Source organism: Chryseobacterium sp. BGA-UO-ETr-SB22 (assembly GCF_059567885.1).
The window spans coordinates 154,514-178,570 of record NZ_JCAQOV010000005.1; the positions used below are offsets into that span (position 1 = coordinate 154,514).

The 24,057-nt window shown below is 36.8% G+C and carries 18 protein-coding genes; 11 read left to right on the forward strand and 7 right to left on the reverse strand.

Translation table 11 applies throughout. The annotated features are described in order from the left end of the window. The first annotated feature begins 87 nt into the window (after positions 1 to 87). Complete coding sequence (locus AC57AW_RS07945) at positions 88 to 1,290, forward strand: MFS transporter (RefSeq protein ID WP_318849300.1); 1,203 nt, start codon at positions 88 to 90, stop codon at positions 1,288 to 1,290. 78 nt (positions 1,291 to 1,368) lie between these two features. On the opposite strand, the gene AC57AW_RS07950 is transcribed toward AC57AW_RS07945, so the two are convergent. Continuing rightward, positions 1,369 to 1,749 (reverse strand): SpoIIAA family protein, encoded by a 381-nt coding sequence (locus tag AC57AW_RS07950; RefSeq protein WP_223600550.1) that lies wholly within the window; start codon positions 1,747 to 1,749, stop codon positions 1,369 to 1,371. Between the two features lie 115 nt (positions 1,750 to 1,864). Between AC57AW_RS07950 and AC57AW_RS07955 the strand changes: the two genes are divergently transcribed. Further along, positions 1,865 to 3,070, forward strand: coding sequence for an NAD(P)/FAD-dependent oxidoreductase (locus AC57AW_RS07955; RefSeq protein ID WP_496351452.1), 1,206 nt, complete (start codon positions 1,865 to 1,867; stop codon positions 3,068 to 3,070). A gap of 306 nt (positions 3,071 to 3,376) precedes the next feature. Here AC57AW_RS07955 and AC57AW_RS07960 read toward each other — a convergent pair whose 3' ends face one another. From AC57AW_RS07960 to AC57AW_RS07975, 4 genes are all read right to left on the reverse strand, one after another. After that, positions 3,377 to 4,567, reverse strand: a complete 1,191-nt coding sequence (locus AC57AW_RS07960; protein ID WP_496351453.1) for a VWA domain-containing protein — start codon at positions 4,565 to 4,567, stop codon at positions 3,377 to 3,379. A gap of 20 nt (positions 4,568 to 4,587) precedes the next feature. Then, positions 4,588 to 6,189, reverse strand: coding sequence for a DUF4139 domain-containing protein (locus tag AC57AW_RS07965; protein ID WP_496351454.1), 1,602 nt, complete (start codon positions 6,187 to 6,189; stop codon positions 4,588 to 4,590). Positions 6,190 to 6,341: 152 nt separating this feature from the next. Beyond that, a complete protein-coding gene (locus tag AC57AW_RS07970; RefSeq protein WP_496351455.1) occupies positions 6,342 to 7,022 on the reverse strand; it encodes an SIMPL domain-containing protein in 681 nt (226 codons plus the stop codon). 112 nt (positions 7,023 to 7,134) lie between these two features. Continuing rightward, the gene (locus AC57AW_RS07975) at positions 7,135 to 8,052 is read right to left on the reverse strand and encodes an SIMPL domain-containing protein (RefSeq protein WP_496351456.1); all 918 of its coding nucleotides are present in this window, start codon (positions 8,050 to 8,052) and stop codon (positions 7,135 to 7,137) included. A gap of 134 nt (positions 8,053 to 8,186) precedes the next feature. On the opposite strand from AC57AW_RS07975, the gene AC57AW_RS07980 reads away from it, so the two are divergent. From AC57AW_RS07980 to AC57AW_RS08000, 5 genes are all read left to right on the forward strand, one after another. Next, positions 8,187 to 9,980 (forward strand): sensor histidine kinase, encoded by a 1,794-nt coding sequence (locus tag AC57AW_RS07980; protein ID WP_496351457.1) that lies wholly within the window; start codon positions 8,187 to 8,189, stop codon positions 9,978 to 9,980. Positions 9,981 to 10,194: 214 nt separating this feature from the next. After that, positions 10,195 to 10,893 (forward strand): DUF4386 domain-containing protein, encoded by a 699-nt coding sequence (locus AC57AW_RS07985; protein ID WP_496351458.1) that lies wholly within the window; start codon positions 10,195 to 10,197, stop codon positions 10,891 to 10,893. An 11-nt stretch (positions 10,894 to 10,904) separates the two neighbouring features. Further along, positions 10,905 to 11,321, forward strand: a complete 417-nt coding sequence (locus AC57AW_RS07990; RefSeq protein WP_496351459.1) for a DUF6326 family protein — start codon at positions 10,905 to 10,907, stop codon at positions 11,319 to 11,321. Positions 11,322 to 11,407: 86 nt separating this feature from the next. After that, positions 11,408 to 12,142: a LytR/AlgR family response regulator transcription factor gene (locus AC57AW_RS07995; RefSeq protein ID WP_496351460.1), complete on the forward strand. Its 735-nt coding sequence runs from the start codon at positions 11,408 to 11,410 to the stop codon at positions 12,140 to 12,142. 74 nt (positions 12,143 to 12,216) lie between these two features. Beyond that, positions 12,217 to 12,759: a lipocalin family protein gene (locus AC57AW_RS08000; RefSeq protein ID WP_318849291.1), complete on the forward strand. Its 543-nt coding sequence runs from the start codon at positions 12,217 to 12,219 to the stop codon at positions 12,757 to 12,759. A 73-nt stretch (positions 12,760 to 12,832) separates the two neighbouring features. Here the strand turns inward: AC57AW_RS08000 and AC57AW_RS08005 are convergent, their stop codons facing one another. Further along, entirely contained in the window at positions 12,833 to 13,306 is a 474-nt protein-coding gene (locus AC57AW_RS08005) for a DUF7832 domain-containing protein (protein WP_496351461.1), read from the reverse strand. A 116-nt stretch (positions 13,307 to 13,422) separates the two neighbouring features. Here AC57AW_RS08005 and AC57AW_RS08010 point away from each other — a divergent pair, with 116 nt between their 5' ends. From AC57AW_RS08010 to AC57AW_RS08025, 4 genes are all read left to right on the forward strand, one after another. After that, positions 13,423 to 14,673: a CinA family nicotinamide mononucleotide deamidase-related protein gene (locus tag AC57AW_RS08010; RefSeq protein WP_496351462.1), complete on the forward strand. Its 1,251-nt coding sequence runs from the start codon at positions 13,423 to 13,425 to the stop codon at positions 14,671 to 14,673. Positions 14,674 to 14,761: 88 nt separating this feature from the next. Beyond that, positions 14,762 to 18,160 carry a trifunctional glycoside hydrolase family 18/polysaccharide deacetylase/glycosyltransferase family 2 protein gene (locus AC57AW_RS08015; protein ID WP_496351463.1) on the forward strand — a complete coding sequence of 1,133 codons (3,399 nt, stop codon included), beginning with the start codon at positions 14,762 to 14,764 and terminating at the stop codon, positions 18,158 to 18,160. Between the two features lie 76 nt (positions 18,161 to 18,236). Further along, positions 18,237 to 20,294 (forward strand): M13 family metallopeptidase, encoded by a 2,058-nt coding sequence (locus AC57AW_RS08020; protein ID WP_496351464.1) that lies wholly within the window; start codon positions 18,237 to 18,239, stop codon positions 20,292 to 20,294. A gap of 371 nt (positions 20,295 to 20,665) precedes the next feature. Next, entirely contained in the window at positions 20,666 to 22,762 is a 2,097-nt protein-coding gene (locus tag AC57AW_RS08025; protein ID WP_318849287.1) for a M13 family metallopeptidase, read from the forward strand. Positions 22,763 to 22,821: 59 nt separating this feature from the next. On the opposite strand, the gene AC57AW_RS08030 is transcribed toward AC57AW_RS08025, so the two are convergent. Further along, positions 22,822 to 23,868, reverse strand: a complete 1,047-nt coding sequence (locus tag AC57AW_RS08030) for a hypothetical protein (RefSeq protein ID WP_496351465.1) — start codon at positions 23,866 to 23,868, stop codon at positions 22,822 to 22,824. Between the last annotated feature and the right edge of the window lie 189 nt (positions 23,869 to 24,057).

Consider the following 24,057-nt stretch of genomic DNA (forward strand, 5'->3'; position numbering starts at 1 on the left):
TCTTGCGATTTTTGCACTTTCAAAATGAAGACACTCAGGTACTTTTTAATTTGAAAGAAATTAATTCAGAAAAAAGATTTAGATACAATGAAGATTGATAAAAGAATAATACCACTGGCGATCGGTGGTTTGGGAATAGGAACTACGGAATTTACCGTAATGGGACTGTTGCCGGATATTGCAAAAACATTACAGATCACGATTCCGCAGGCCGGACATTTAATTTCTGCCTATGCTATGGGAGTGGTTATCGGAGCACCGATTCTGATTGGGTACTCGGTAAAATTTCCGCCAAAAAAAGTTTTGATAGCGTTTATGATCCTTTTTGCAATATTTAACGGGCTTTCCGCTATTGCTCCTGATTATAACAGTATGCTGATTATTCGTTTTCTGTCCGGGCTTCCTCACGGAGCATTCTTTGGAGTAGGAACGGTAGTCGCTTCAAAAATGGCAGGAAAAGGGAAAGAAGCATTTTATATATCGATGATGTTTACAGGGCTCACGGTCGCCAACCTAGCCATGGTTCCTCTGGTCACCTACATCGGGCATACCTTCCACTGGAGACTGTATTTTGCTATTGTAGCAGTTATTGGTCTTTTTGCCATATTATTTTTGAAACTGTGGCTTCCTGCAATGGAATCTAACCAAAATACCCACTTCATGGAAGAGTTGAAATTCCTTAAAAATAAACAGTCGTGGATGGTACTTGCCATTACAGCGATTGGATTTGGAGGTCTTTTCACGTGGTTAAGTTATATTACGCCTTTAATGACCGTTGTTGCCGGAATCAAAAGCAGCCAAATGGCCTATGTGATGGTTCTTGCCGGAGCCGGAATGGTAGTTGGAAACCTGGTAGGAGGGATTGTTTCAGATAAATTAGGCCCTGAAAAAACATGTGCCCTTCTGATCTTTTTAATGATGATTTCTCTTGGAGGTGTTTTCTTCCTTGCAGAACATACGAACATTGCTTTGGTACTGACGTTTATGTGTGGCGCTCTATCTATGTCTATTGCATCACCTATCAATATTATGATGATGAAAGCCGCTCCAAAAAGTGAAATGATGGCGGCTGCTTTTATGCAGGCTGGTTTTAATATTGCCAATGCAATGGGAGCTTTCTTTGGGGGAATTCCTTTGGAATATGGTTATTCATTCAACTATCCATCACTGGTAGGAGTGGGAATGACTTTTATAGGAGTGGTTATAAGTATAAGATATATGTATCTGTACGGTTCAAAGGCTCAAAATGAAGAGGAAGTTGCTGCAGAATGTGTATCCTGTGATAAATAAAAATGTAACTGATTAAAGTGAAAAATAAAAAAAGAGCCTGTTTCAATCAGAAACAGGCTCTTTTGTATAACATGAGTTTTATGCCTCTACTTCATCTCCGTTTTTGCACCAGTAGAGGGCATTGTATAAATTTTCTTTGGGGAAAGATTTAAACTCTCCCGGCATCAGAACACTGAAAATACTGGTAAAATTACGTATACCTTCTTTGTCAGTAACAATGGCTGACCGATTCCAGTTGGTAAGATTTTTCAATCCTAACAACAGATCTTCAAGCCATGCTCCCATGGTAAAATTATCCAGATCGGTATCCAAATACAATAAGTAATTCAACTCACCGAATTGCTCTACCTTCTCTTTTACGCGCGGAATTACCAGTCTTTCAAAATCCTCTTTCGTTACTTCTCCCGTTGCATTGAATGCTGCAACATTTTCCGGGGCTTCTGGAATAATTGTTATCATAATGAATATTTTATGGTGGTTTGAGTTTAAAAGAACAACAATAATTACACCATAATTTGATGAAAAATTGTTAAAAAAGGTATAAATATTGTTAGTTTCAATGTAAAATATTAATATGGATCTCAAATCAAATGAACCTTTTTGGCTTTTAAAAAACGGATTGTTAGCATCTTATCCTTCTTTAAAATCGAATGAAAAATGTGATGTTCTCATTGTGGGAGGTGGAATTACTGGAAGTCTGATTGCCCATCAGATGATAGAAGACGGGTATGATACCATCCTTATTGATAAAAGAGAGCTTTGCAACGGAAGCACTTCTGCTACGACTTCAATGCTGCAGTACGAAATAGACGTTCCTCTTTATGAACTGATAGAAAAAATAGGCAAAAAAGGAGCTGTTTTAAGTTATACAGCTTGTAGTTATGCTATTGATACACTGGAAAAACTTTCAAAAATGATTAAATCCGATGCAGGTTTTAAACGAAAGAAATCCTTGTATTTTGCTTCAAAAAAGAAAGATACAGCATGGCTGAAGAAAGAATATCAAGCGAGAAAAGAAAACGGATTTGAAGTGCAGTGGCTGGAAGCGGAACAGGTTCTGGAAAAATTTGAATTTGAGAACACATATGGTGGAATATTATCTAAACAGGGAGCCAGTATTGATGCTTTTCAGTTTGCTCATGAGCTTTTTATGCACAATGTAAAGAAAGGACTGAAGATCTTTGATAAGACAGAAATGGTAAAAGTGGAAGAGCATAAAGGTTTTAATCTGGTTATGGTAAACAGTGGATGTCAGATCAAAGCAAAAAAGATCATTTACTGTATTGGGTATGAAAGTAAAAATCTCCTGAAAGAAAACTTTGTGAATCTGAAAAGTACCTATGCCGTTGTTTCTGAAATGGATAAAGACAAGTTTAAAAATATCAGCAGTACATTGGTCTGGAATACGGATGATCCTTATCTCTACATGCGGACTACCGATGACGGACGAATTCTTATCGGAGGAGGAGATGAAGACTTTTATGATGCTGAAAAACGGGATGCTCTTCTCAATAAAAAAGAAAAAGAAATCCTTAAAAATCTGAAGAAAATAAAACCTGATTATCATTTTTACCCTGATTTTGTGTGGGCAGGAACTTTTGGCGAGACTAAGGACGGTCTGCCTTATATCGGAGAACATAAAAAATTGAGAAATTCCTACTTTGTATTAGGTTTTGGAGGAAACGGAATTACTTTTTCAGTAACAGGAATGGAGATGGCCTCTCTATTTATGAAGAACAAAAAGCATCCGCTATCAAGGTATTTTAAATTTGGAAGATAAAATTGGGATTTTTAACCACAAAAGTCACAACAATTTTTAAAGGCTTTATTTATTTATTTATTTATTTATTTCAAGTTTAAAACTTTACAGATATAAAACGTATAACAGTTTTAAAAAAAATCTACGATTTTTAATCTACAATAAAGGGTATTTAGATTCCTTCGGAATGACAAACTGCATGGATAAAACCTATATTTCAATTGAAGTTGCTCACTTCCCCTCCTCTGGAGGGGTGGCGAAAATTCAAAGAATTTTTGACGGGGTGGTTAAAAAAAACAGGCAGTCACAAAAAGACTGCCTGCTCAACTACAAACTATATCCATTCTTTTTAGCCAGTTCAACAATAGAACTCTCAATGGCTTTTCCCAGATCGTCAGAATCATCAGTACCCCGTTTCTTCATTTCTCCGTCAATATAGGTCTGGCGCTTTTTGGAAAGCTCTTCAATTTCTTTCTGAATTTTATCGCGGGCAGCAGACTTTGCTGTGATCGTTTTTTGAATTTCTTCCTTGCTTTTTCCCTTCAGTTCAGCAGGAAGTTCACTTTCTTTTACGCTGGCAATAAATCCGGCATCCTTTTCCGCTTTATCCACCAGATCCCAGTGGTCATTTTTGTAGGCATTCTTTTTAGACTTGGCTACAGCTCTTTCCACTAGGTTGGATGCCGACTGTGATTCTGCATTTTTATCCTGGGTAATCTGCTTAAGTCTGTAATCCGAACCATGACTTCCATAATAAATGTAAGTGTCATTTAGTTTTGCATTGCATTCGGAAATTTTGATATCGTAAGGCGTTTCAATATAGAGTACTTTCCTGTCACTGTCAATATTGAAATACTTTCCACCTCCCAATGAAGCTCCGTTTTGCCATGAAGTCTGAATACCTTCCTCCCGGCTTCCGCAGAAAATGGTGTTGGTGTAGATATTTTTACCTTTTGCTTTTGAAACAACATCTTTATAATTTATTTTCCCCTGATCAAATGCTTCATTTCCTGCAATATAAATCAGTTTCATACTTTTATCATTGCTATCCCAGTTCAGGTTGGCAGAAGCATCACGTATAACAGCTCCGCAATATTCACTGCCGCCATTAGTTCTTAAGGCAAATAGTTTTTCGGAAATAAGATCAAGATCCTGAGTAAGAGGAGCAACCTGGCGGATGTAATTTTCATCACGGATTCCATCATTTCCATATTCATACAAGGCAATTTCAATCTGGGGAGACTTTCCGTTGTATTTCAGAGTGGTCAACGTATTTACAATATTCCACAGTCTGGATTTTGCCTGATCAATCAGCCCGTCCATACTATTGGAAGTATCCAGTAAAAGAGCGACCTGAATTTTATTATCCTTTAAGATTGAGTTTGCCGGAATCATTGTTACTTTTTGTGCCGGTACATGACTGTCTACATTACTTTTTGTACAGCGGTTTTCCGGAATAGTACCGGAGCTTAAAAAAGCTGTACCCGCTGCAAGTGCTAAGATTTTTAAAGTTGTCATATTGTTTTTTTTTTTATTGGTTATCTGCTGTAATACTGAATCTGCATCTCTTTCGGATACTTTACTTCATAGGAGAATGTAATCTTCTCTGAACTTCCTGAACCGATATTCTTGTTCCAAAGGATACTGCCTGTTTTATCATCAAGGCTTCCATCACCAAGGTTCAGTGTTTTGACCAGGATTTTAGAATTTTCACTGATCGGAAGCTGGTCAAGAACCTCAAGCTCAATACTTTCTTTCGTATTATTTCGTATGCTGATCTGATAAGACTCTGTTTCCCATTTGTTGGAATTCATTGCCTTTTGAGACGTTTTATCTTCAAGCTTGATTCTTTTTACCGTAATTCTTTCATCTACTCCAAGAGAAATCGGGAATTCGTCTTTTACATAATTGCTTGTAATGTTGGTTTTTCCAATATAATTATCCTCAAAATAAATATTAGCTTCTCCATTGATGAGGTTGAGGTTCTGCCAGTTCTTTACAAAAGCCATCAGGAACACCTGATTATTAAGTTTCGGAACCGTGTGGTATTTGTAAGTGGCATCAATCTGTTTTTTATCCAGGATGACATACTGTTCCTTCTCCTGGCTTACAATGGTCTGGTTATAATTCAGCTCATAGATCACATTCATCTGACTGTCAGAGACTGAAGCTACCGGAATCTGACTAGGTTTTACAGCAATATCTTCTCTCATTTGGTAGGCATTTGCCGCTGAAACTTCCTTTTTAGATTTATAGCCGGCTACTTCCATCTGAGAATTGTATGGCGTATATTCCGCTACATACAATGGAGATAAAATAGGTCTGTCCTGATTATATGAAGGTCTGTAGGTAGAGACAAACAGCTTTACATTTTTCCAGTCCTGTCCGGTTTTCTGATAAATTTTACCTTTATAAACCATTTCAAGAGGTTTCTTTACAGACTCAGCACGCAAATCATAAGAAGGAACCCATCCGGCATCAGAAACAATATAGCTTACTCCAAGATTCAGATTGGTTTCCTGATCTGCAAGAATTTCCAGCAGAAGCTCTTTACGGTTGGTATTTTTATGAGTTTGCTCTTCCGCAGACTGTTTGTTGAGCTTTGCAATATTTTCATCCAGAACCGTTTTCTGCTCGTCAAGGAGAAATACCTGATTATCAATTTCCAGCATTCGTTTTCTGTAAAACTCTGTAAGTTTAATGAGCTGTTCCTGTGGAGTTGATTTATCATTGACAGACACTTTTAAATTATCATTAATGATCCGTTGTTCACCCGTCAGGTTTTTGATCTGAATATTTAGCAGGCTGACCTGTCTTTGAAGCTTTTTTGTCTCTGTTTCAAGTTTCTTTTCACTGTCCGATAATTCATCATTCTTCAAAAAATTATTTTGAGGAGTAATGGAAAGGAGCGTTGTATTTTTTTCAAGATTTATTTTATACGTATTCTCATCCAGATTATTGGGAAGATTGACAATTCTTATGGTATTTCTGCCTTTCTGAAGACTTACATTTGTACTTCCAAAAACCTTTGCTCCCTGAAGAAATACAGTGGCCTGCTTTACTTCAATTTCTTTTTTTATTTCCTGTGCTTTACTAAAGGCAGCCGAAAATATGATTAATAGTAAAAAATAGCGTTTCATCGTTTATTATTTTGAATTCCTAGAGTAAAATTATCCTTATTTAAGGCTGGAAATTGGGAGACTTGGTGAAATGGTGGTTTGACTTGGTAAGACTAAAGAGGCCAAAAAATAAAAAACAGCTCCCAAAGGAACTGTCTTTTAAATCTGTTATTTTAAAGAATCTCGTATCGTGTTTTGATGCTGTATTTCAGTTTGATATTTTCAATGTTATCGAAAGAATAATCTACCGGAGCATCAGCCATTTCCATCTGTACACTGTTCATTCTGCCTTTGTAAGCGGCCGGCATGATCATATCGCTTGTATAGTCTTCTATTTCTACGATTTCAAGAGCATTCCCTGTCTTTTTACCCATACTTTCCAGTAAATAGTCTGCCTTTTCTTTAGCGGCTTTCAAAGCATTGATCTTTACTGCTTTTCTGAAATCTGCAATTTTAGTACTCTTTACCTCTGCAATGTTCAGGCTGCTTACCCATTTCTGGTTCAGGTCTTCAAAAATTTTGCTCAGACTTGATTTTGTGCTGGCTTTAAACTGATAGCTTTTAGTAAACTTGGCTGTTTTAGAATATAGATTCTGGTACATTGATTTGAACTTAATGTCTTCGTTCTTTATTCCTGCATTCTTTAAGGTTTCAAATAACTTCTTCTCATTATCTGCCAGATCATTTTTGTTATCTGCTTTTATTCCGATGCTGAAGATAATTTCATCCGGTTCTACTTCCATTTCTGCAACACCTGTTACTTCAATTGCATTTTTCTTTACTTCTTGTGTCTGAGCATTTACAAAACTTCCAAGAGTTAAAATTCCGATTAATAAAAAATGTTTCAATTTCATAATTTCCTGTTTTTAAATTTTTAATTACTGATGTAAAATTACGCCGATCAAAAGCCCAAAACCGGGAGACTTGGTGAAACTGAGCTTTCACTTGGTGAGTTCCGAAAAATGATTACTTTCCTTTATTCTTTTTCAGATCATATTTTACGTTGAGGTTCATAATATATTGTATGCCCACTTCAGGATTAGCATTATTGATCACTTTATCAAAGCCGGTATAATCTGTCCCATCATAATAAAAGGTTTTAGATTTTCTTTCTTCCTTTCTGACATATTTGGTATCATATCCATACGTAACATTGGCACTTTCAAAAGCCGTATAATTCTGATATTGGCTTTTGGGGAAAACATAAGTAAAACCTGAAGAAGCGGTTGGACTTCCGATAATTTCTTTTTTAAACAGTTTAAAATAATTGTCCTTTTTTTTGTCGAAAACGGTATAAGCCTCTTTGATAAGTTCTTCCTGGATTTTATCAATATCACTGCTGATATAATCTACTTTAATAACATCGTAGATCTGGAAGTCTGAAGCTTCAGAGATCAGTTTTTCGATCATGGAGTGCTTGTTCACCGTAATAATGATATTTTTCTTAGTTTCAAATCCATCCATTTTCTGGACGGCGGTCTGTGAATCTTTATTGACGTTGTAGTCATAGATTTTGGTCTGAGAGATAAAGTCCACAAAAATATCATCGTCTTTGATGCCCATTGAGGATACCCTTTTTATAAAACCATTGATTCTTCTGTTGATATTTTCAATGGCAATTTTGGGAGTGGCTGCCTCTTCATTCAACCCCAGTGTAAGCTTATATCGGTCTGCCGTTTTGTTCATCAGTACTTTTACAGTAATAATTAAGGTTGAATCGGTAGCAAAATAGGTATTGGTGTTGATGAATTCAGGGAGATTTCTGAGGGCAGAATAGTCGTTATTATTTCTGTCTCTGTAGATCTGGTTTCCTCCAACCTGTGCTTTTGAAGAACTTAAAAAAGATACTGTAATGAGTAAAAAAATAAGAGTTAGTTTTTTCATGATTTTTAAATTTGAATTATTTTGCTCCAAACTTAGTCTTACACTCACATTATCAAAGACTAAACTTGGTGAAAGGGGATTTTCGCTTGGTGAATAGTTTTTGAGTACACTATATATATGTATATCTTTGTTTTATGAAAATGCTTACACTTCTTTCAATCTTTTTACTGATGCTTTGGGGAAATACAATGTCTGCCCAAACCACTAATACTACCGCTGCTGCGGTGGAAGATGTACAGGTGGAAACAAAGAAGCTGAAAAAAGCAATGGATACGAAAAATGAACCTGCTCAGGCAGATTCTTATTATAATATCGGTGAAACCTTTTTTAACAGCGGGAATTTTCCGAAGAGTGAAGAATATTACACTAAAGCGAAAAATCTGTACGAAAAGCTCAATGACAAGCCTAATATTGAAAAAGCAACCCGCAGATTAGCCCAGTCACAGGAAAAACAGAATAAAATAACCCCTGCCATCAGCAACTATAGCAGAGTGGCACAAATGGGTTACAGTGAAAAAAGTAAGGCCGTCAATTCTAATGATGTTACAAGGCTTTCTTCTCCTACGCCAGAACTTAGGGCAGAAGCTATTCAGAGTAATATTAACTTAAGTAAAAAAGAAAACGAGCAGGGTGATCTCGCAGAAAGCTACAGTCAGTTAGCTGATGTAAATCTCAAACAGAAAGATGTTTCCAGTGCCGAAGAAAATCTGAATACGGCCTATAAAATTTCTAAAAAAGAAGCACCTCAACAGGCATTGGCGATCAATCAAAAGCTGGCAGATCTTTATGTTGAGAACAAAAATTATGATAAAGCTATTGAAGCTAAAAAGAAAGTACTGAAAGAAGATTTTGTAAAAGAAAATTCGCAGGAAAAAGTCAATCAGATTCAGGAGCTGGCAGATATTTATATTAAAAAAAATGACCCTAAAGAAGCGGTGGACCTTTTGAAAAATGCTTACGGAATTGCTTTAGATAAAGGACATACATTAGAAGCACAGAAAAGTGTAAAAAAGCTGGACAGTCTGTATGCTATTTCAGGGAATATTGATGCTTCCGTTCAATTGTACAGAGACTTTTTGGGAAAACTTCCAAACCTGGTTTCCAAGGATAGAAGTCTGGTCGACAACAAAATCTTAGAAGATACAGAACAGCGAATTTCACAGCTGGAAAAAGAAAGAGAACTGAAAGACGAACTTATCCGAAAGAAAGATGTATTTAATTACAGCTTGATAGGTGCTTTGATTCTGCTGACCGGATTGATTATTTTTATTTTCAGAACACTGAAAAAGGTTCAGACGAAAAATAAGAAAATTGCGCTTCAGTCGCTGCGAAGAGAGATGAATCCGCATTTTATTTTTAACAGTTTGAATAGCGTTAATCACTTTATTGCAACCAATAATGAGCTGGAAGCCAATCAATATCTGACAAAATTCTCCAAACTGATGCGTGGCGTGATGGAAAATTCTACAGAAGATTTTATTCCTTTCCAGCAGGAGCTTGATCTTCTTCAAAACTATCTTGCTCTTGAAAAAACCCGCTTTGCCAATAAATTCGATTACGAAATTGAAGTTGATGAAAGTTTGAATATGCAAAACCTTCAGGTTCCTGGAATGCTCATACAGCCATTTCTGGAAAATGCAATCTGGCACGGGCTCCGTTACAGAACAGAAAAAGGATTTTTAAAAGTAAACTTTGAGAAAAGTGAATCTTACCTTAAGGTCTTTATTGAAGACAACGGAATAGGAATAGAGGAAAGTAAAAAGCAGAAAACCGAGCACCAAAAAACAAGAGAGGGCAGAGGAATGAAGAATACGCTGGAAAGAATTCAGCTGCTCAATGATTTGTACAAGAAAGATATTATCTGCTCTGTAAAAGATAAAGAAAATAATGCCGGAGTTTTGGTAACTCTTAAAATCAATTTGAGTTAAGTGAAGCTCAGGATGTGATCTGTATTTCTATTTGATCTACTATGTTTTCAAAATAGAAAATTTTTGATTTCTTATTATATGATCAAAGTCACATAAGTACATGAAAGTTTAAGTTTTACAATACCTTTTAGATCTTATCTGCTACCTGTTACTTGAAAAAACCTGTAACCATTTTGAGAAAGTTGTTGTCTTAACAGATAAAGACATAACCAAAATGACTGCAAATATTAAAACATTCAGACTTGCAGGTTTTTTTTATCTCATTGTTATCTTAACCGGATTTTTCAGCTTAATGTACGTTCCGTCAAAACTAATTGTCTGGGAAAACCCTGTATTGACCTTTCAAAATATTTCTTCCTCGGTCCCATTGTTCAGATTGGGTATTGCCAGCAGTATCATTTGCTATATCGCTTTCACATTACTTCCTTTAACGTTATATCAATCGCTGAAAAACGTGGACGAAACCCATGCGAAAATGATGGTTATTCTTGCGCTGATTAGTATTCCCATTTCTTTTATCAATCTCCAAAGTAAATTTTCTGTACTTACCCTTATTGAAGGTGCTGATTATCTGAAAGTGTTTGATGTAAAATATCTGCAAGCTCAGACGATGCTCTTTCTGAATAGTTATAATAAAGGACTTTTAATTGCACAGATCTTTTGGGGATTATGGCTTTTTCCTTTTGGATATTTGGTCTATAAATCCGGCTTTTTGCCCAAAATTTTAGGTGTTTTCTTAATGCTGGGCTGCTTTGGATATCTGATCAATGTCTTTGGAAGAATTGTGATACCTCATTTTTCAGACTATTCTATATCAAATTTTATCACATTACCGGCAACAATAGGAGAGATAGGAACCTGTCTATGGTTGCTGTTGGTTGGAGTACGAAATAAAAAACTAAATCAAAATTAAAAATCATAACCATGAGCAATTCTACAAAATTTGAAGATATACAGATCAATGTGAAAATTATACTGGCGGGTCTTTGGGCTTCAGTTACTTTGTGCTATCTGTACGGTGATTATTTCGAGCTTTATACTCCTGGAAAGGCACGCGGTCTGGTAGAAGGAACCAATTTATTAGATTCTCCTCCGAAATTACTTCTTGCTTCAGCTGTTCTGGCGATTCCTGCTGTAATGGTATTTCTTTCTCTGATCCTGAAACCAGCGGTCAATAGGATTCTCAATATCATCTTTGGTACATTTTTTACTTTGATTATGGTATTTATTGGTATTACTTCCTTTTCAGATTGGTATTTATTTTATGTTTTCCTTGCAATAGTAGAATGTATAATTACAATGCTGATCGTAAAATACGCCTGGTGCTGGAAGAAAGTATAGCCATAGACTGCGTGAGATTGTAGAGTTGAGGAAATATTCCTAATTTGCACCAGCAACCTATTCCTGCAACTTAATATCTGACCTCAATGAAAATAAAAGCCGTAATTGTAGATGATGAGCTCATAGCAAGAGAAGTTTTACGAAGCTATCTTACCAAATACTGCCCGCAGGTAGAAATTCTTGGCGAAGCTGAAAATATCAAAGAAGCTGTTCCTTTAATTGCAGAAAAGCAGCCTCAGCTGGTATTCCTGGATGTTGAAATGCCTTTTGGAAATGCCTTTGATGTATTGGAAGCAACCAAAAATTTCTCCTATGAAACCATTTTCATTACTGCGTTTTCACAATATTCACTACAGGCTCTGAACAAATCGGCAAGTTATTATATTTTAAAGCCTATTGATATTCAGGAATTGATTCTGGCGGTGAATAAAGTAGTAGAAAGTCTTGAGAAAAAAGAAGAGCTCAACCGAAATAAGATCCTGCTTGAAAACCTGAAATTAAAACCTGAAAAACAGCAGCTGATTCTTCCGACCCTGCAAGGATTTGATGTCGTAAAGACCGAAGATATTGTTAGATTACAGGCAGATGGAAACTTTACGCAGGTCTATCTTACAGACGGTTCCAAGAAAATGGTATGTCGGTTTTTGAAACATTTCGATGATCTGCTGGAAAATCCGTTTGTGAGAGTTCACCGTTCCCATATTATCAATACAGGCTTTGTGAAATCCTATCATAAAAGTGGAACTGTAATGCTGTCTGACGATACTGAAATTGAGGTTTCAGGAAGTTTTAAAGATAATTTTCTGAAAGTATTTTCATAGAATTTATTGTTCCTTAACAGGTTTAAGGCATTATTTTTGACGTTTTTATAGTAATCACACAAAATATTCCTGTCATGAAAACCATTCATAAAATTATACTTCCCGTTTCGTTGGGAGCACTGGGGCTTATTATTTTCAATTCATATTCTGTAAGAATTCCGCGAGGTGCTTCTGCGGTAAAGAATTTTGATCTTAAAAAATACCTTGGCAGATGGTACGAAGTTGCCCGTTTTGACTACAGGTTTGAAAAAAACATGGACAACGTCACTGCAGAATATACAGAGAATCCGGATGGGACAGTTCAGGTCAGAAATAAAGGGTACGATTACGTTAAAAAAGTATGGAATGAATCTATCGGGGAAGCAAAATTTGTAAAAGACCCGAAAGAAGCCCGTTTGAAAGTGTCATTTTTTAAACCGATCTGGGCTGGTTACAACGTCATAGATATTGATGAAGACTATCAATATGCTTTGGTGGCAGGAAGCAGTTTAAAATATTTATGGATTCTTTCCCGTACCACTAACATTCCTGAAAGCATCCGCCAGCGTTTCCTTCAGAAAGCAAAAAAAATAGGTTATAATACCGATGAACTGATCTGGGTAAAGCATAATCAGTAAAAAATAAAAGGGCAAAATTGCAGAAAAGCTGATAGATTTAGATTTCAGTGATTTGCAGATTTGCCCTCATTTTTTAGTTTTTAATATACTCTTTCCATTCCTCAAAACGGTGATCAATGACCTGTTTCATCAGATCATAGTTTTCATAAGTATCCTCAATGTGATAGAACGTTTCGTATTCGTAATCGTTTTCCTCTGCTTTAGTATCAAAAATATTGACGTAATCATCAGCAAACGAGCTGTATCTGTTTCCGAAATCGGTATCGTCTGCATAATAATCCTTTGCAAAAAGATTTCCCAGCTCACTCAGGTCATACTCAGAAAATTTCCCGTCGCAGGAATCCATAATGAATTCTGCACCCGTAATTTCTCTACGTTTTAATTTTTCAATTTCCTCTTCACTATCTTCTTTCAGTTCATCAGAAATCAGATTATTATGAATGCACCAGTTCAGGAACATTCCTGTATGCGTTGCTCCGTTTTTCTGAGGAAGCTCCTCAGGGAAATCACCACCATAATGCCATGAAGCATCATCATATTTAGACATAATTCTTAATTGTAGTTTTAAATAAATTTCGTCAAAAATAGAAAAAATCAATTTATATTGCTGCAGCCAGAGAATTTTCCGTCATTTGCATAGAATTTTTTTCAACAAAATAATATATGGAAAAAGCTGTTCTGATTACCATTGGTGATGAAATCCTTTCTGGAAACACGGTAGATACCAATTCTAATTTTATTGCTGCTGAACTTAAAAACATAGGAATAAAAGTTACTCAGATTCTTACAATCTCAGACGAAATTGAAACCATTAAAGAAGCACTGAGCGTTGCTTTTGAATCAGGTGATTTAGTCATTACAACAGGAGGGTTGGGCCCTACCAGAGATGATAAAACCAAAAAGGCACTGGCTGAGTATTTCAATGATGAAATTGCTCTGGATGAGGTGACATTCAATCATCTTAAAAATTATATGGAAAGAAGAGGCCGTCTGGATATTCTGGAAAGAAATAAAGAACAGGCTTTTGTCCCAACCAAATCCATTGTTTTCCAAAACCATTACGGAACGGCTCCATGCATGATGATGGAACAGGATGGAAAACTGTGTTACAGCCTTCCGGGTGTTCCTTATGAGGTAAAACCGCTTATCAAAGATCAGATTATTCCCTATTTACAGGAAAGATTCAGCCTTCATTATATTCATACCAGGATTGTTTCTGTGGTGGGAATTCCTGAGAGTATTTTGGCAGACACCATTGAAGACTGGGAACTGGAGCTTCCGGAAAATATTGCATTGTCTTATCTTCCGGTAGGAACCCGTGTAAAGCTTCGTCTGACGGCTTCCGGTGATAATGAAGATCAACTGAAACAAATTACAGAAGAAGAAATTCAGAAATTACTTCCTTTAGTAAAAGGTCACGTAATCGCTGTATCTGAAGATAAAATTGAAAATATTCTCGCAGAAATGCTTACCGAAAGAAACCTGACAATTTCCACGGCAGAAAGCTGTACAGGAGGTGAACTGGCAAAGATGATCACTTCAGTTTCCGGCAGTTCAAAATATTTCCTTGGCGGAATAGTGCCTTATGCTACAGAGAGAAAAATGAAGATTTTAAATGTTTCCAAAGAAACCGTAGATCAGTTTACTGTAGTGAGTGAAGAGGTAGCTCAGGAAATGGCAAAAGGTTGTCAGGAATTGTTTGAAACCAATATTTCTCTTTCTACAACAGGTGTAGCCGGCCCTGGAAAAGGGGAAGATGGCAAAGATATAGGAACGGTTTACTATACAATAAGAATTAATGACAAAGCAGAAACATTCAAATTATACATGCCGCATCTGGAGAGAGTAGATTTTATGAATTTCGTTTCACAGAAGGTGATTCAGGATCTTGTAAGCCTTCTTATAAACAGTTAGATACACTTTTAACTTTTTAATTTTTTTTTAATTAATTTTAATAGAGTTTTTCACACTTTTTGAGAGCCATTCCATAAATTTCAAAATTGTGGAAAATTCCAAACAGGTTTTTCAGACCAACAGCAAGAAACGCTGGAAAAGTGTACAGTGGGGAAGCCGTATTTTTATCTTTGTAGGAATACTGCTTTTGCTTGCTTTGGGGCTGATGATGACCCTGGACAGAAGTCCTAAAATTCCTTTTAAAGAAGATTATAAAGCCGTAATTACTGCCAATAAACCTTATCTTCAGGAGAATAAAATTTCCAAAGAATATAAAGGATTCAGAAGCTTTATTTCGGAAAAAACAATCCATACCAGCCTTGATAAGATTGAGAAGGCGAGAGCAGAAAGATATAAAAATCAGAACAGAAACTGGGCTCAGTTTCCAGGTGGAATCCGGTCTGCATTTTATGTAGCATGGGATCCTCAGTCTATGATGTCTCTGAAAAGAAATATCAGACACGTGAATCTTGTTTTCCCGGAATGGTTTTTCCTTGATCCCAAAACAGGAGATCTGAAGACGAATGTAGATCCGGAAGGATATAAAGTGATCAGAAGAACCGGAGTTGCTGCAATGCCGATGCTGAGCAACAATTCCAATCAGGAATTTCGCTCCGAAGGATTGATGAAAGTGCTAAACGATCCGCAGAAGAGAACACATCTGGTCCAAAAAATTGCCCAGCAGTGTAAAAAATACCATTTCAAAGGAATTAATATTGACTTTGAGGATATGAACCTGAATTCTGATGAAAACCTGATTGCCTTTATGAAAGAGCTTTCAGAAACTTTCAAAAAGAACCAGCTACTGGTAACGATGGATATCATGACAGATAATGATGATTATAACATTCCAAGATTGAATCCTTATGTAGATTACTTTGTATTGATGGCTTACGATGAATATTCTGCAGGAAGTGATGCAGGGCCTGTTTCTTCCCAAAAATGGATCGAAGAGCAGACCGGAAAAATCGTAAAACAAACTTCTCCGCAAAAAATTATTTTAGGCCTTGGAGCTTATGGCTACGACTGGAGTTCCAATAAAGATGACAATACTTCTGTAACCTATATGCAGGCCATTACTAAAGCCAGCGCCAGTAAAGCGGTAATTGACTTTAATGACAATACTTTTAATTTAAATTATTCTTATACAGATTCTAAAAATTTAACCCACACCGTATTTTTCAATGATGCGGCTTCTATTTTCAATACAATGCGTTTCTCCTCAGAATATCCGTTGGCAGGAACAGCACTTTGGAGACTGGGAAGTGAAGACAGCAGAGTCTGGAATTTCTATGATAAAGACCTTACGTTTACCGGTCTTTCCAAACTGAATCTGAAAACCCTTGAAAATGTAAAGGGCCAGACCATGGTGGATTATATCGGAGACGGAGAAGTACTGGATGTTCTGAATACTCCTCATGACGGAAAAATAGCACTGGAAATTGATCCGAAAGAAAAAATTATCACAGACGAAAATTACATCACTTATCCAAGTTCTTACGAAGTAAAAAAATACGGAGGCGCTCCCCAAAAAGAGCTGGTGCTTACTTTTGATGACGGTCCGGACGAAACATATACTCCACAGATATTGGATGTGCTGTCCAAATACCATGTTCCGGCAGCTTTCTTTTTGGTAGGATTAAATGCAGAAAAAAATCTTCCGCTTGTTAAACGGATTTACCGTGAAGGACACGAGATCGGAAACCATACCTTCACCCATGAAAATGTAGCAAAAGTAAGCCCGGAAAGAGCTTTACTGGAACTGAAGCTGACAAGATTACTGATAGAATGCGTAACAGGACACAGCACAATTCTGTTCAGAGCTCCATATAACGCAGATTCTGAGCCTACCACTTCAGAAGAGATTATTCCCGTAGCATTAGCAAGACAGCAGAATTATCTGGATATCGGAGAAAATATTGACCCTGAAGACTGGCAGCCGGGAATAAAATCAGATGAAATTGTAAAACGTGTAATGGCCGGAGTAAAACAAGAAAGAGGAAATATCATCCTTCTTCACGATGCAGGCGGAGATACCAGAGAAGAAACGGTAAAAGCTTTAAAAATTCTGATTCCAACACTTCAGAAACAAGGCTATCATTTTACAAACCTGACCAGTATTCTGCACAAAACAAGAAGTGAGCTGATGCCTGAAGTTCCAAAAACGAAGTCATATTATATCATGCAGCTCAACCTTGTACTGGCTACTGTAATTTATGGAATAAGCCATTTTCTGGTGGCATTGTTTGCCATTTTCATTGTATTAGGATTGATCAGACTATTGCTGATGGCATACTGGGCTTTTAAAGAAAGAAAAAAAGAGAAAAAACTTGGTGAATTTCCAATCTTGGAATCCTATCCGAAAGTTTCCATTATTGTACCCGCTTATAATGAAGAAGTGAATATTGTTTCTTCTCTGCAAAATTTATTGAAACAGACCTACCCGAATTTCAATATCATTATGGTAGATGACGGAAGTAAGGATTCTACTTATGAAAAAGTATTAGAAGCATTCCCTGATCACCCGAAACTCGAAATTTTCACCAAAAAAAATGGTGGAAAGGCAACGGCCCTGAATTTCGGAATATCACAGACGGATGCAGAATATGTAGTATGTATTGATGCAGATACCAAACTGCAGCAGGATGCCATAAAATATCTGGTTGCAAGATTTTTAAATTCAGATCCGGAAGAAAAAATTGCTGCCGTAGCTGGAAATGTTAAAGTTGGGAACAGAGTCAACTGGCTCACCAGATGGCAGGCTATAGAATATACAACAAGTCAGAATTTTGACAGACTGGCCTATGCTCACATCAACGCGATTACCGTAATCCCGGGAGCAATTGGAGCATTCAAAAGAGCTGTGATTATTGAAGCTGGAGGCTATTCATCCGATACTTTAGCCGAAGATTGTGATATTACCGTGAAAATCTTAAAAGCAGGCTATACAGTTGCTAATGAAAACAGAGCGGTTGCTGTAACTGAAGCTCCGGAAACTGCCAATCAGTTTTTAAAACAGCGTTTTCGCTGGACCTATGGGATCATGCAGATGTTCTGGAAACAGAAACAGACTTTCCTTAACCCCAAATATAAAGGATTGGGACTTTGGGCAATGCCGAATATTTTATTATTTCAATATATTATTCCATTTTTCTCACCGCTGGCGGATGTGATTATGTTCTTTGGAATTCTGTCTGGAAACGGAGATAAAATATTTACCTATTATCTGATCTTTCTTCTGGTGGACGCTTCCTTAGCTTTAGTGGCATTCATCATGCAGCGCGAAAAATTAATCAACCTGCTGTATATTATTCCACAGAGATTCGGGTATAGATGGCTGATGTATATTGTATTGTTTAAAAGTTTAAGAAAGGCATTGAAAGGTGAAATGCAGGCCTGGGGGTTCCTGAAAAGGACTGGAAATGTAAAAGAGATAGCAACTTCTTAATATTTGTTTAAATTTGTTTTCTTAAGAAGTAACAAATTCGAAATAAATCATACATATTCTAAAAATTGTTATCATAATGAAAAAAATAACGCTTTCTTTGTTTTTAATAGCAGGGATCTGTACTCAGACTACCATGAGCGCACAAGCTAAAGCTGCTAAAGTAGCAGTGAACAACACAGACAAAGGCTTAGACCTTAGCTTGATGGACACTTCAGTGCGTCCTCAGGATGATTTTTACAACTATGTGAGTGGAACCTGGATGAAAACTGCCAAAATTCCATCTGATAAACCAACTTGGGGAAGCTTCAACAAACTGGCTGAGGACACGGATAACAATTCCATGACAATCCTGAACTCTCTTCTGAAAGATAAATTTGCTGACGGAAGTGAAGGTAAAAAGATCCAGGATCTGTATGCTACTTATATGAACATGGAGAAGAGAAATGCAGACGGAATCAAACCTATCCAGGAAAATCTGACTAAAATTGATGCCATTAAAAACATGGCTGATCTTCAGACTTATCTTACATCGGTAACCAAAGAAGGAGAAAATGTTTTCTACGGATGGGGTGTAGATGCAGACCTTAAAGATTCTAAAATGAATGCCGTTTACTTAGGAAATCCTTCTTTAGGTTTAGGAAGAGATTATTATCAGAAAGTAAACGAGAAAAATACAGAAGCTATTGCTGAATATCAGAAATATGTAGCTTCAATGCTAAAAGAATTAGGGTACAAAAATGCTGATGAAGCAGCAAAAGGTATCGTAAATTATGAAAAAAGCATCGCACAGACGTATCTGACAAACGAGCAGAGCCGTGATAACACGCTTCAGTATAACCCTAAAACGATGGCAGAACTTTCTGCTTTGGTAAAAGGAGTTGACCTTCCAGCGTATCTTAAAAAAGTAGGAGTAAATACAGATAAAGTAATTATCAGTGAACTAGGATTCTATAAAGATTTCGATAAATTAGTGAATGCTCAGAATCTTTCTGTGATCAAAGATTATCTGAAATTCCACATGATCCACGGAAGTGCTTCTTACTTAAGTGAAAACTTAGGAAACATGAAGTTTGCTTTCTATGGTAAATACCTTAGAGGGCAGCAGGAACAAAGAGCTCTTAACAAGAGAGGTTTTGAATTGATCAACGGTTCTTTAGGAGAAGCTTTCGGAAAATTATATGTTGAGAAATATTTCCCTGCTGAAGCTAAAGCTCAGATGGTAGAATTGATCGACTACTTAAAGAAAAGTTTCGCAGTTCATATCAATAACTTAGCTTGGATGTCTTCAACGACTAAGGAAAAAGCAATGCAGAAACTGAACAAGTTTACAGTAAAGGTTGCTTATCCTGACAAATGGAAAGACTATTCAAAATTAAATATCGTTTCTGAAGCAAAAGGTGGAAATCTATATAAAAACCTTCAGAACATTGGTGAATGGCAGTACAACAAAGATTTAGCTAAAATTGGTAAGCCAGTGGATAAAACAGAATGGGGAATGACTCCACAGACTGTGAACGCTTACTACAACCCGGTAAACAACGAGATTGTATTCCCTGCTGCTATTCTTCAGCCGCCATTCTTCAACCCTAAAGCTGATGCTGCTGTAAACTTCGGAGGTATTGGTGCCGTTATCGGTCACGAAATGAGCCACGGATTTGATGATTCAGGTGCACAGTTCGATGCTGATGGTAACTTAGTAGACTGGTGGACTCCGGAAGATAAAGCTAACTTCGAAAAAGCAACAAAAGCTCTTGCTTCTCAATATGACAAATATGAGCCGGTAAAAGGAACTTTTGTAAACGGTACTTTCACAAACGGTGAAAATATCGCTGACTTAGGAGGAGTAAACATCGCTTATGACGCTCTTCAGATGTATTTGAAAGACAAAGGAAACCCAGGAAAAATCAGTGGATTCTCTCAGGATCAGAGATTCTTCCTAAGCTGGGCAACCGTTTGGAGAACATTATCCAGTGAGAAATATATGGTGAATCAGGTGAAAACTGACCCGCACTCTCCAGGATACTTCAGAAGTTTTGGTCCGCTTATCAACGTTGATGCTTTCTACAAAGCATTCGATGTGAAAAAAGGAGACAAATTATACAAAACTCCAGAAGAAAGAATCAAAATCTGGTAAAAATAACAACCGCTCAGCAATGGGCGGTTTTGTTTTTTTAGGTAATAGGTAATAGGTAATAGGTGGTGGGAGTTATAGATTTGGGATTGGAAGAACTGTAATTGCAATAACGGCTTCCATCATTCCCATTCTCCGGAGGGGTGGCAAAAATTCAAAGAATTTTTGACGGGGTGGTTTACAACAATCTCATTCTTTACCCACATTCCCAAAGACACCCAAAAACTTCAACCTTAACCTATGAACCTTGAACTTTCAACTCAAAACTTTAAATTTTCAACTCTAAATCTCCATTTCTCTATAAATATCCCTCATCACGTATCATTAAAGTTTGTATATTTGATAAGTTTGTGTAAAATCAAAAATTATCTTTAATGAAAAAGCTAAATATTGGAATACTTGCCCTTTCAGGTATTGTATTTCTTAATTCGTGTGGTGCAGCAAAGACTGCAGGGACAGAGAATAAAACTGAAGCTACAGCAAAAGTAGCTGAACCGGTAAAAGAAGAAGCAAAAGAAGAGGGAATCAATTTATCGTATATGGATACCAGTGTCCGCCCGCAGGATGACTTTTTTAGCTATGTGAACGGAAATTGGGTGAAAACCACTCAGATTCCTTCCGATAAAGCAAACTGGGGCTCTTTCAATGCTTTGAGAGAAAATGTAGATGATGCTTCATTAGATATATTAAACAAAATTCTTACAGAATCATATCCGGCCGGATCTGAAGGACAGAAAATCCAGAATCTTTACGCTTCTTTTATGGATACCAATAAGAGAAATGCAGAAGGTCTGGCTCCTATCAAAGCTGATCTTGCCAAGGTAGATGCCATTAAAAGTCTTAGTGATCTTCAGAAATACCTTTTGGAAGCTACAAGATTGGGAGACAACTCTTTCTACGGATGGAGAGTGGGTGCTGATATGAAGAATTCCAATATGAATGCGGTGTATCTTGGTGGTCCGGATCTAGGTTTGGGAAGAGACTATTATCAGAAAGTAAATGATGCCAATACTAAAACGTTGACAGAATACCAGGCTTATGTCGGAAAACTATTCGGAGTTTTAGGATATAAAAATTCTCCTCAGGCGGCACAGAATGTAGTAGATTTTGAAAAACAGCTGGCTAATTACTTATTGACTCTTGAGCAGAACAGAGATGCCAACTTAAGATACAACCCTAAAAATGTATCAGAACTGTCAGGTCTTGTGAAAAATGTTGACCTTGCAAAATATCTGAAAGATGCTGGTGTAAATACTGACAGAGTGATCATTGGAGAATTGAAGTATTACCAGAATATGGATCAGTTTGTAACACAGAAAAATCTTCCTTTACTGAAAGACTATCTTAAATACCATATCATCAATGGAAATGCGAGCAATCTGAATGACAGCTTAGAACAGATCAGATTCGATTTCTATGCTAAATACTTACAGGGTCAGAAAGAGCAGCGTCCTATGGATAAGAGAGGACTTACCCTTGTAAATGGTGTTCTTGGAGAAGCTTTCGGTAAACTGTATGTAGACAAATACTTCACTCCTGAAGCGAAAAAGCAGATGGAAACATATATTGATTACCTTTTAAAATCATTCAAATCCCATATCGCCAATATAGACTGGATGTCTCCTGATACGAAAGTAAAAGCTCAGGAAAAACTATCCAAGTTTACCGTGAAAATTGCTTACCCTGACAAATGGAAAGATTATACACAGTTGAAAGTAGAATCTCCAAAAGAGGGAGCAACACTATATTCTAACCTTCAGAATGTAGCAGCATGGCAGTATCAGAGAAGTCTGGACAAAGTAGGAAAGCCTGTTGATAAAACAGAATGGGGAATGTCTCCGCAAACTGTTAACGCGTACTACAGCGGATCAAACAACGAAATTGTATTCCCTGCAGCCATTCTTCAGCCACCTTTCTACAACCCTAAAGCTGATGCAGCCGTGAACTTCGGAGGTATTGGTGCCGTTATCGGTCACGAAATTTCTCACGGATTTGATGACAGCGGTTCCCGTTTCGATGGAGATGGTAATCTTAATAACTGGTGGACAGATGCAGACCGTAAAAACTTTGATGCAAAAGTAGGTCAGTTAGCCGCTCAGTACAGTGCTTATGAACCTGTAAAAGGAAGCTTTGTAAATGGTAAATTCACAAGTGGAGAAAATATAGGTGACTTAGGTGGAGTAGCTGTTGCTTACGATGCTCTTCAGATGTATTTAAAAGATAAAGGAAACCCAGGGAAGATCAGCGGATTTACTCAGGATCAGAGATTCTTTATGAGCTGGGCAACCGTGTGGAGAACAAAAGCTACCGATCAGTATATGATCAACCAGGTGAAAACAGATCCGCATTCTCCGGGAATGTTCAGAGCTTTTGGTCCATTGGTCAACCAGGATTCATTCATCAAAGCATTTGATATCAAACAAGGAGACAAACTATATAAAGCTCCTCAGGACAGAATAAAAATCTGGTAATTTTACCTTAAAATTGTTAGAAAAGAAAGAATCCGTCTCATGCAGGCGGATTCTCTTTTTTAATATTCTTTCTTATAATTCCGGATCACAAACTTTATTCCGGTTTCTATAATGTCTCCCATACTTTTACAATACTTAAAATTGACATCGTAGGTGAGTTTTTGTAAAGCAGTCTTTAATTCTGTAACATTGGCTTCCGGCGCGATATTGTCTTTTTTCATAATAGAAATGAGTTCATCAAATCTGTTTTTACTGCTGGTCACTCTTTTTACGATTTGTGAACGCACTTCCTTACGGTATTGTTCTATAGAACTGGGTTTCAGTTTTTCCAGTACCATATTGACCATCTGGCTGTTTTCTTTGAAATACTGCGGAAGATAGACTTTCAGGTTTCCCTCATAAGTTTGCTGATCAAAATCAATGGGACGGATTCTGTAAATAACCTGGTCAAAATCATGTATTGGAATAACAACATAATTATAAGATCTCATATCACCAAGAAGCCCAATGAGGCAGCGTTCATTGAATTTTACAAATTCCTTGGAAATCTGTGCCTTTTCCAGCTCCGTACAGTTGAGCAGATGTTTCTGAATAAAAACATCACCGGGAATTCCTAAAATATGCTCTTCAATCAGAGTATTCTTGTAAACCAGAAAGTTGATCCGGTTGGGAGAAAGGAGATCTTCAAGCTCCAGTCCGAATATCCGGGAAGCATCAGCCTGCTTGATATAGAAATTAGTATAATTATCGTTCAGTATATTTCTCACCCGAACCCGAAAAGGTTTAGAGTTTCCGAAGGTACAAAAGTCAATGGTATCCACTTTCAGATAAGGTAGAGTGGCGGTATCCCCATCAGAATGAAGAAGAGTGTAAATTTTATTTAAATTAGCCTCTATTTCTTTAAATTCATATTCAGGATACAATACCCCGAGCCACAAAGTGTCTTTACCTTCTTTATCCAGGATATTCACACTGTCGCTAAACCTTAGCAGGTCTTCATACAGAAACTTAATCTTAGTGGTTCTGTTATATTTTTCCAAATATTGCTCTAATCCTTCTGAAACTGGAAATATTGGTTTTCTAAACGCTATTTTTACATCTTTCATGCCCCTTTTCACTTTGTTTAAATATAAAGAATATTTTTTTGTAACGTCTGAAGAATTCTTGTTTTAACATTCATTTGATACATTTATGCAGGAGTAAAGCAGACAAAAATTTTATTTTATTTTTTCTTGAATGATTTTATTTATTTTTTCATAGCTTAGTGATATCGTAATGCGGTGATTGTATGTTGA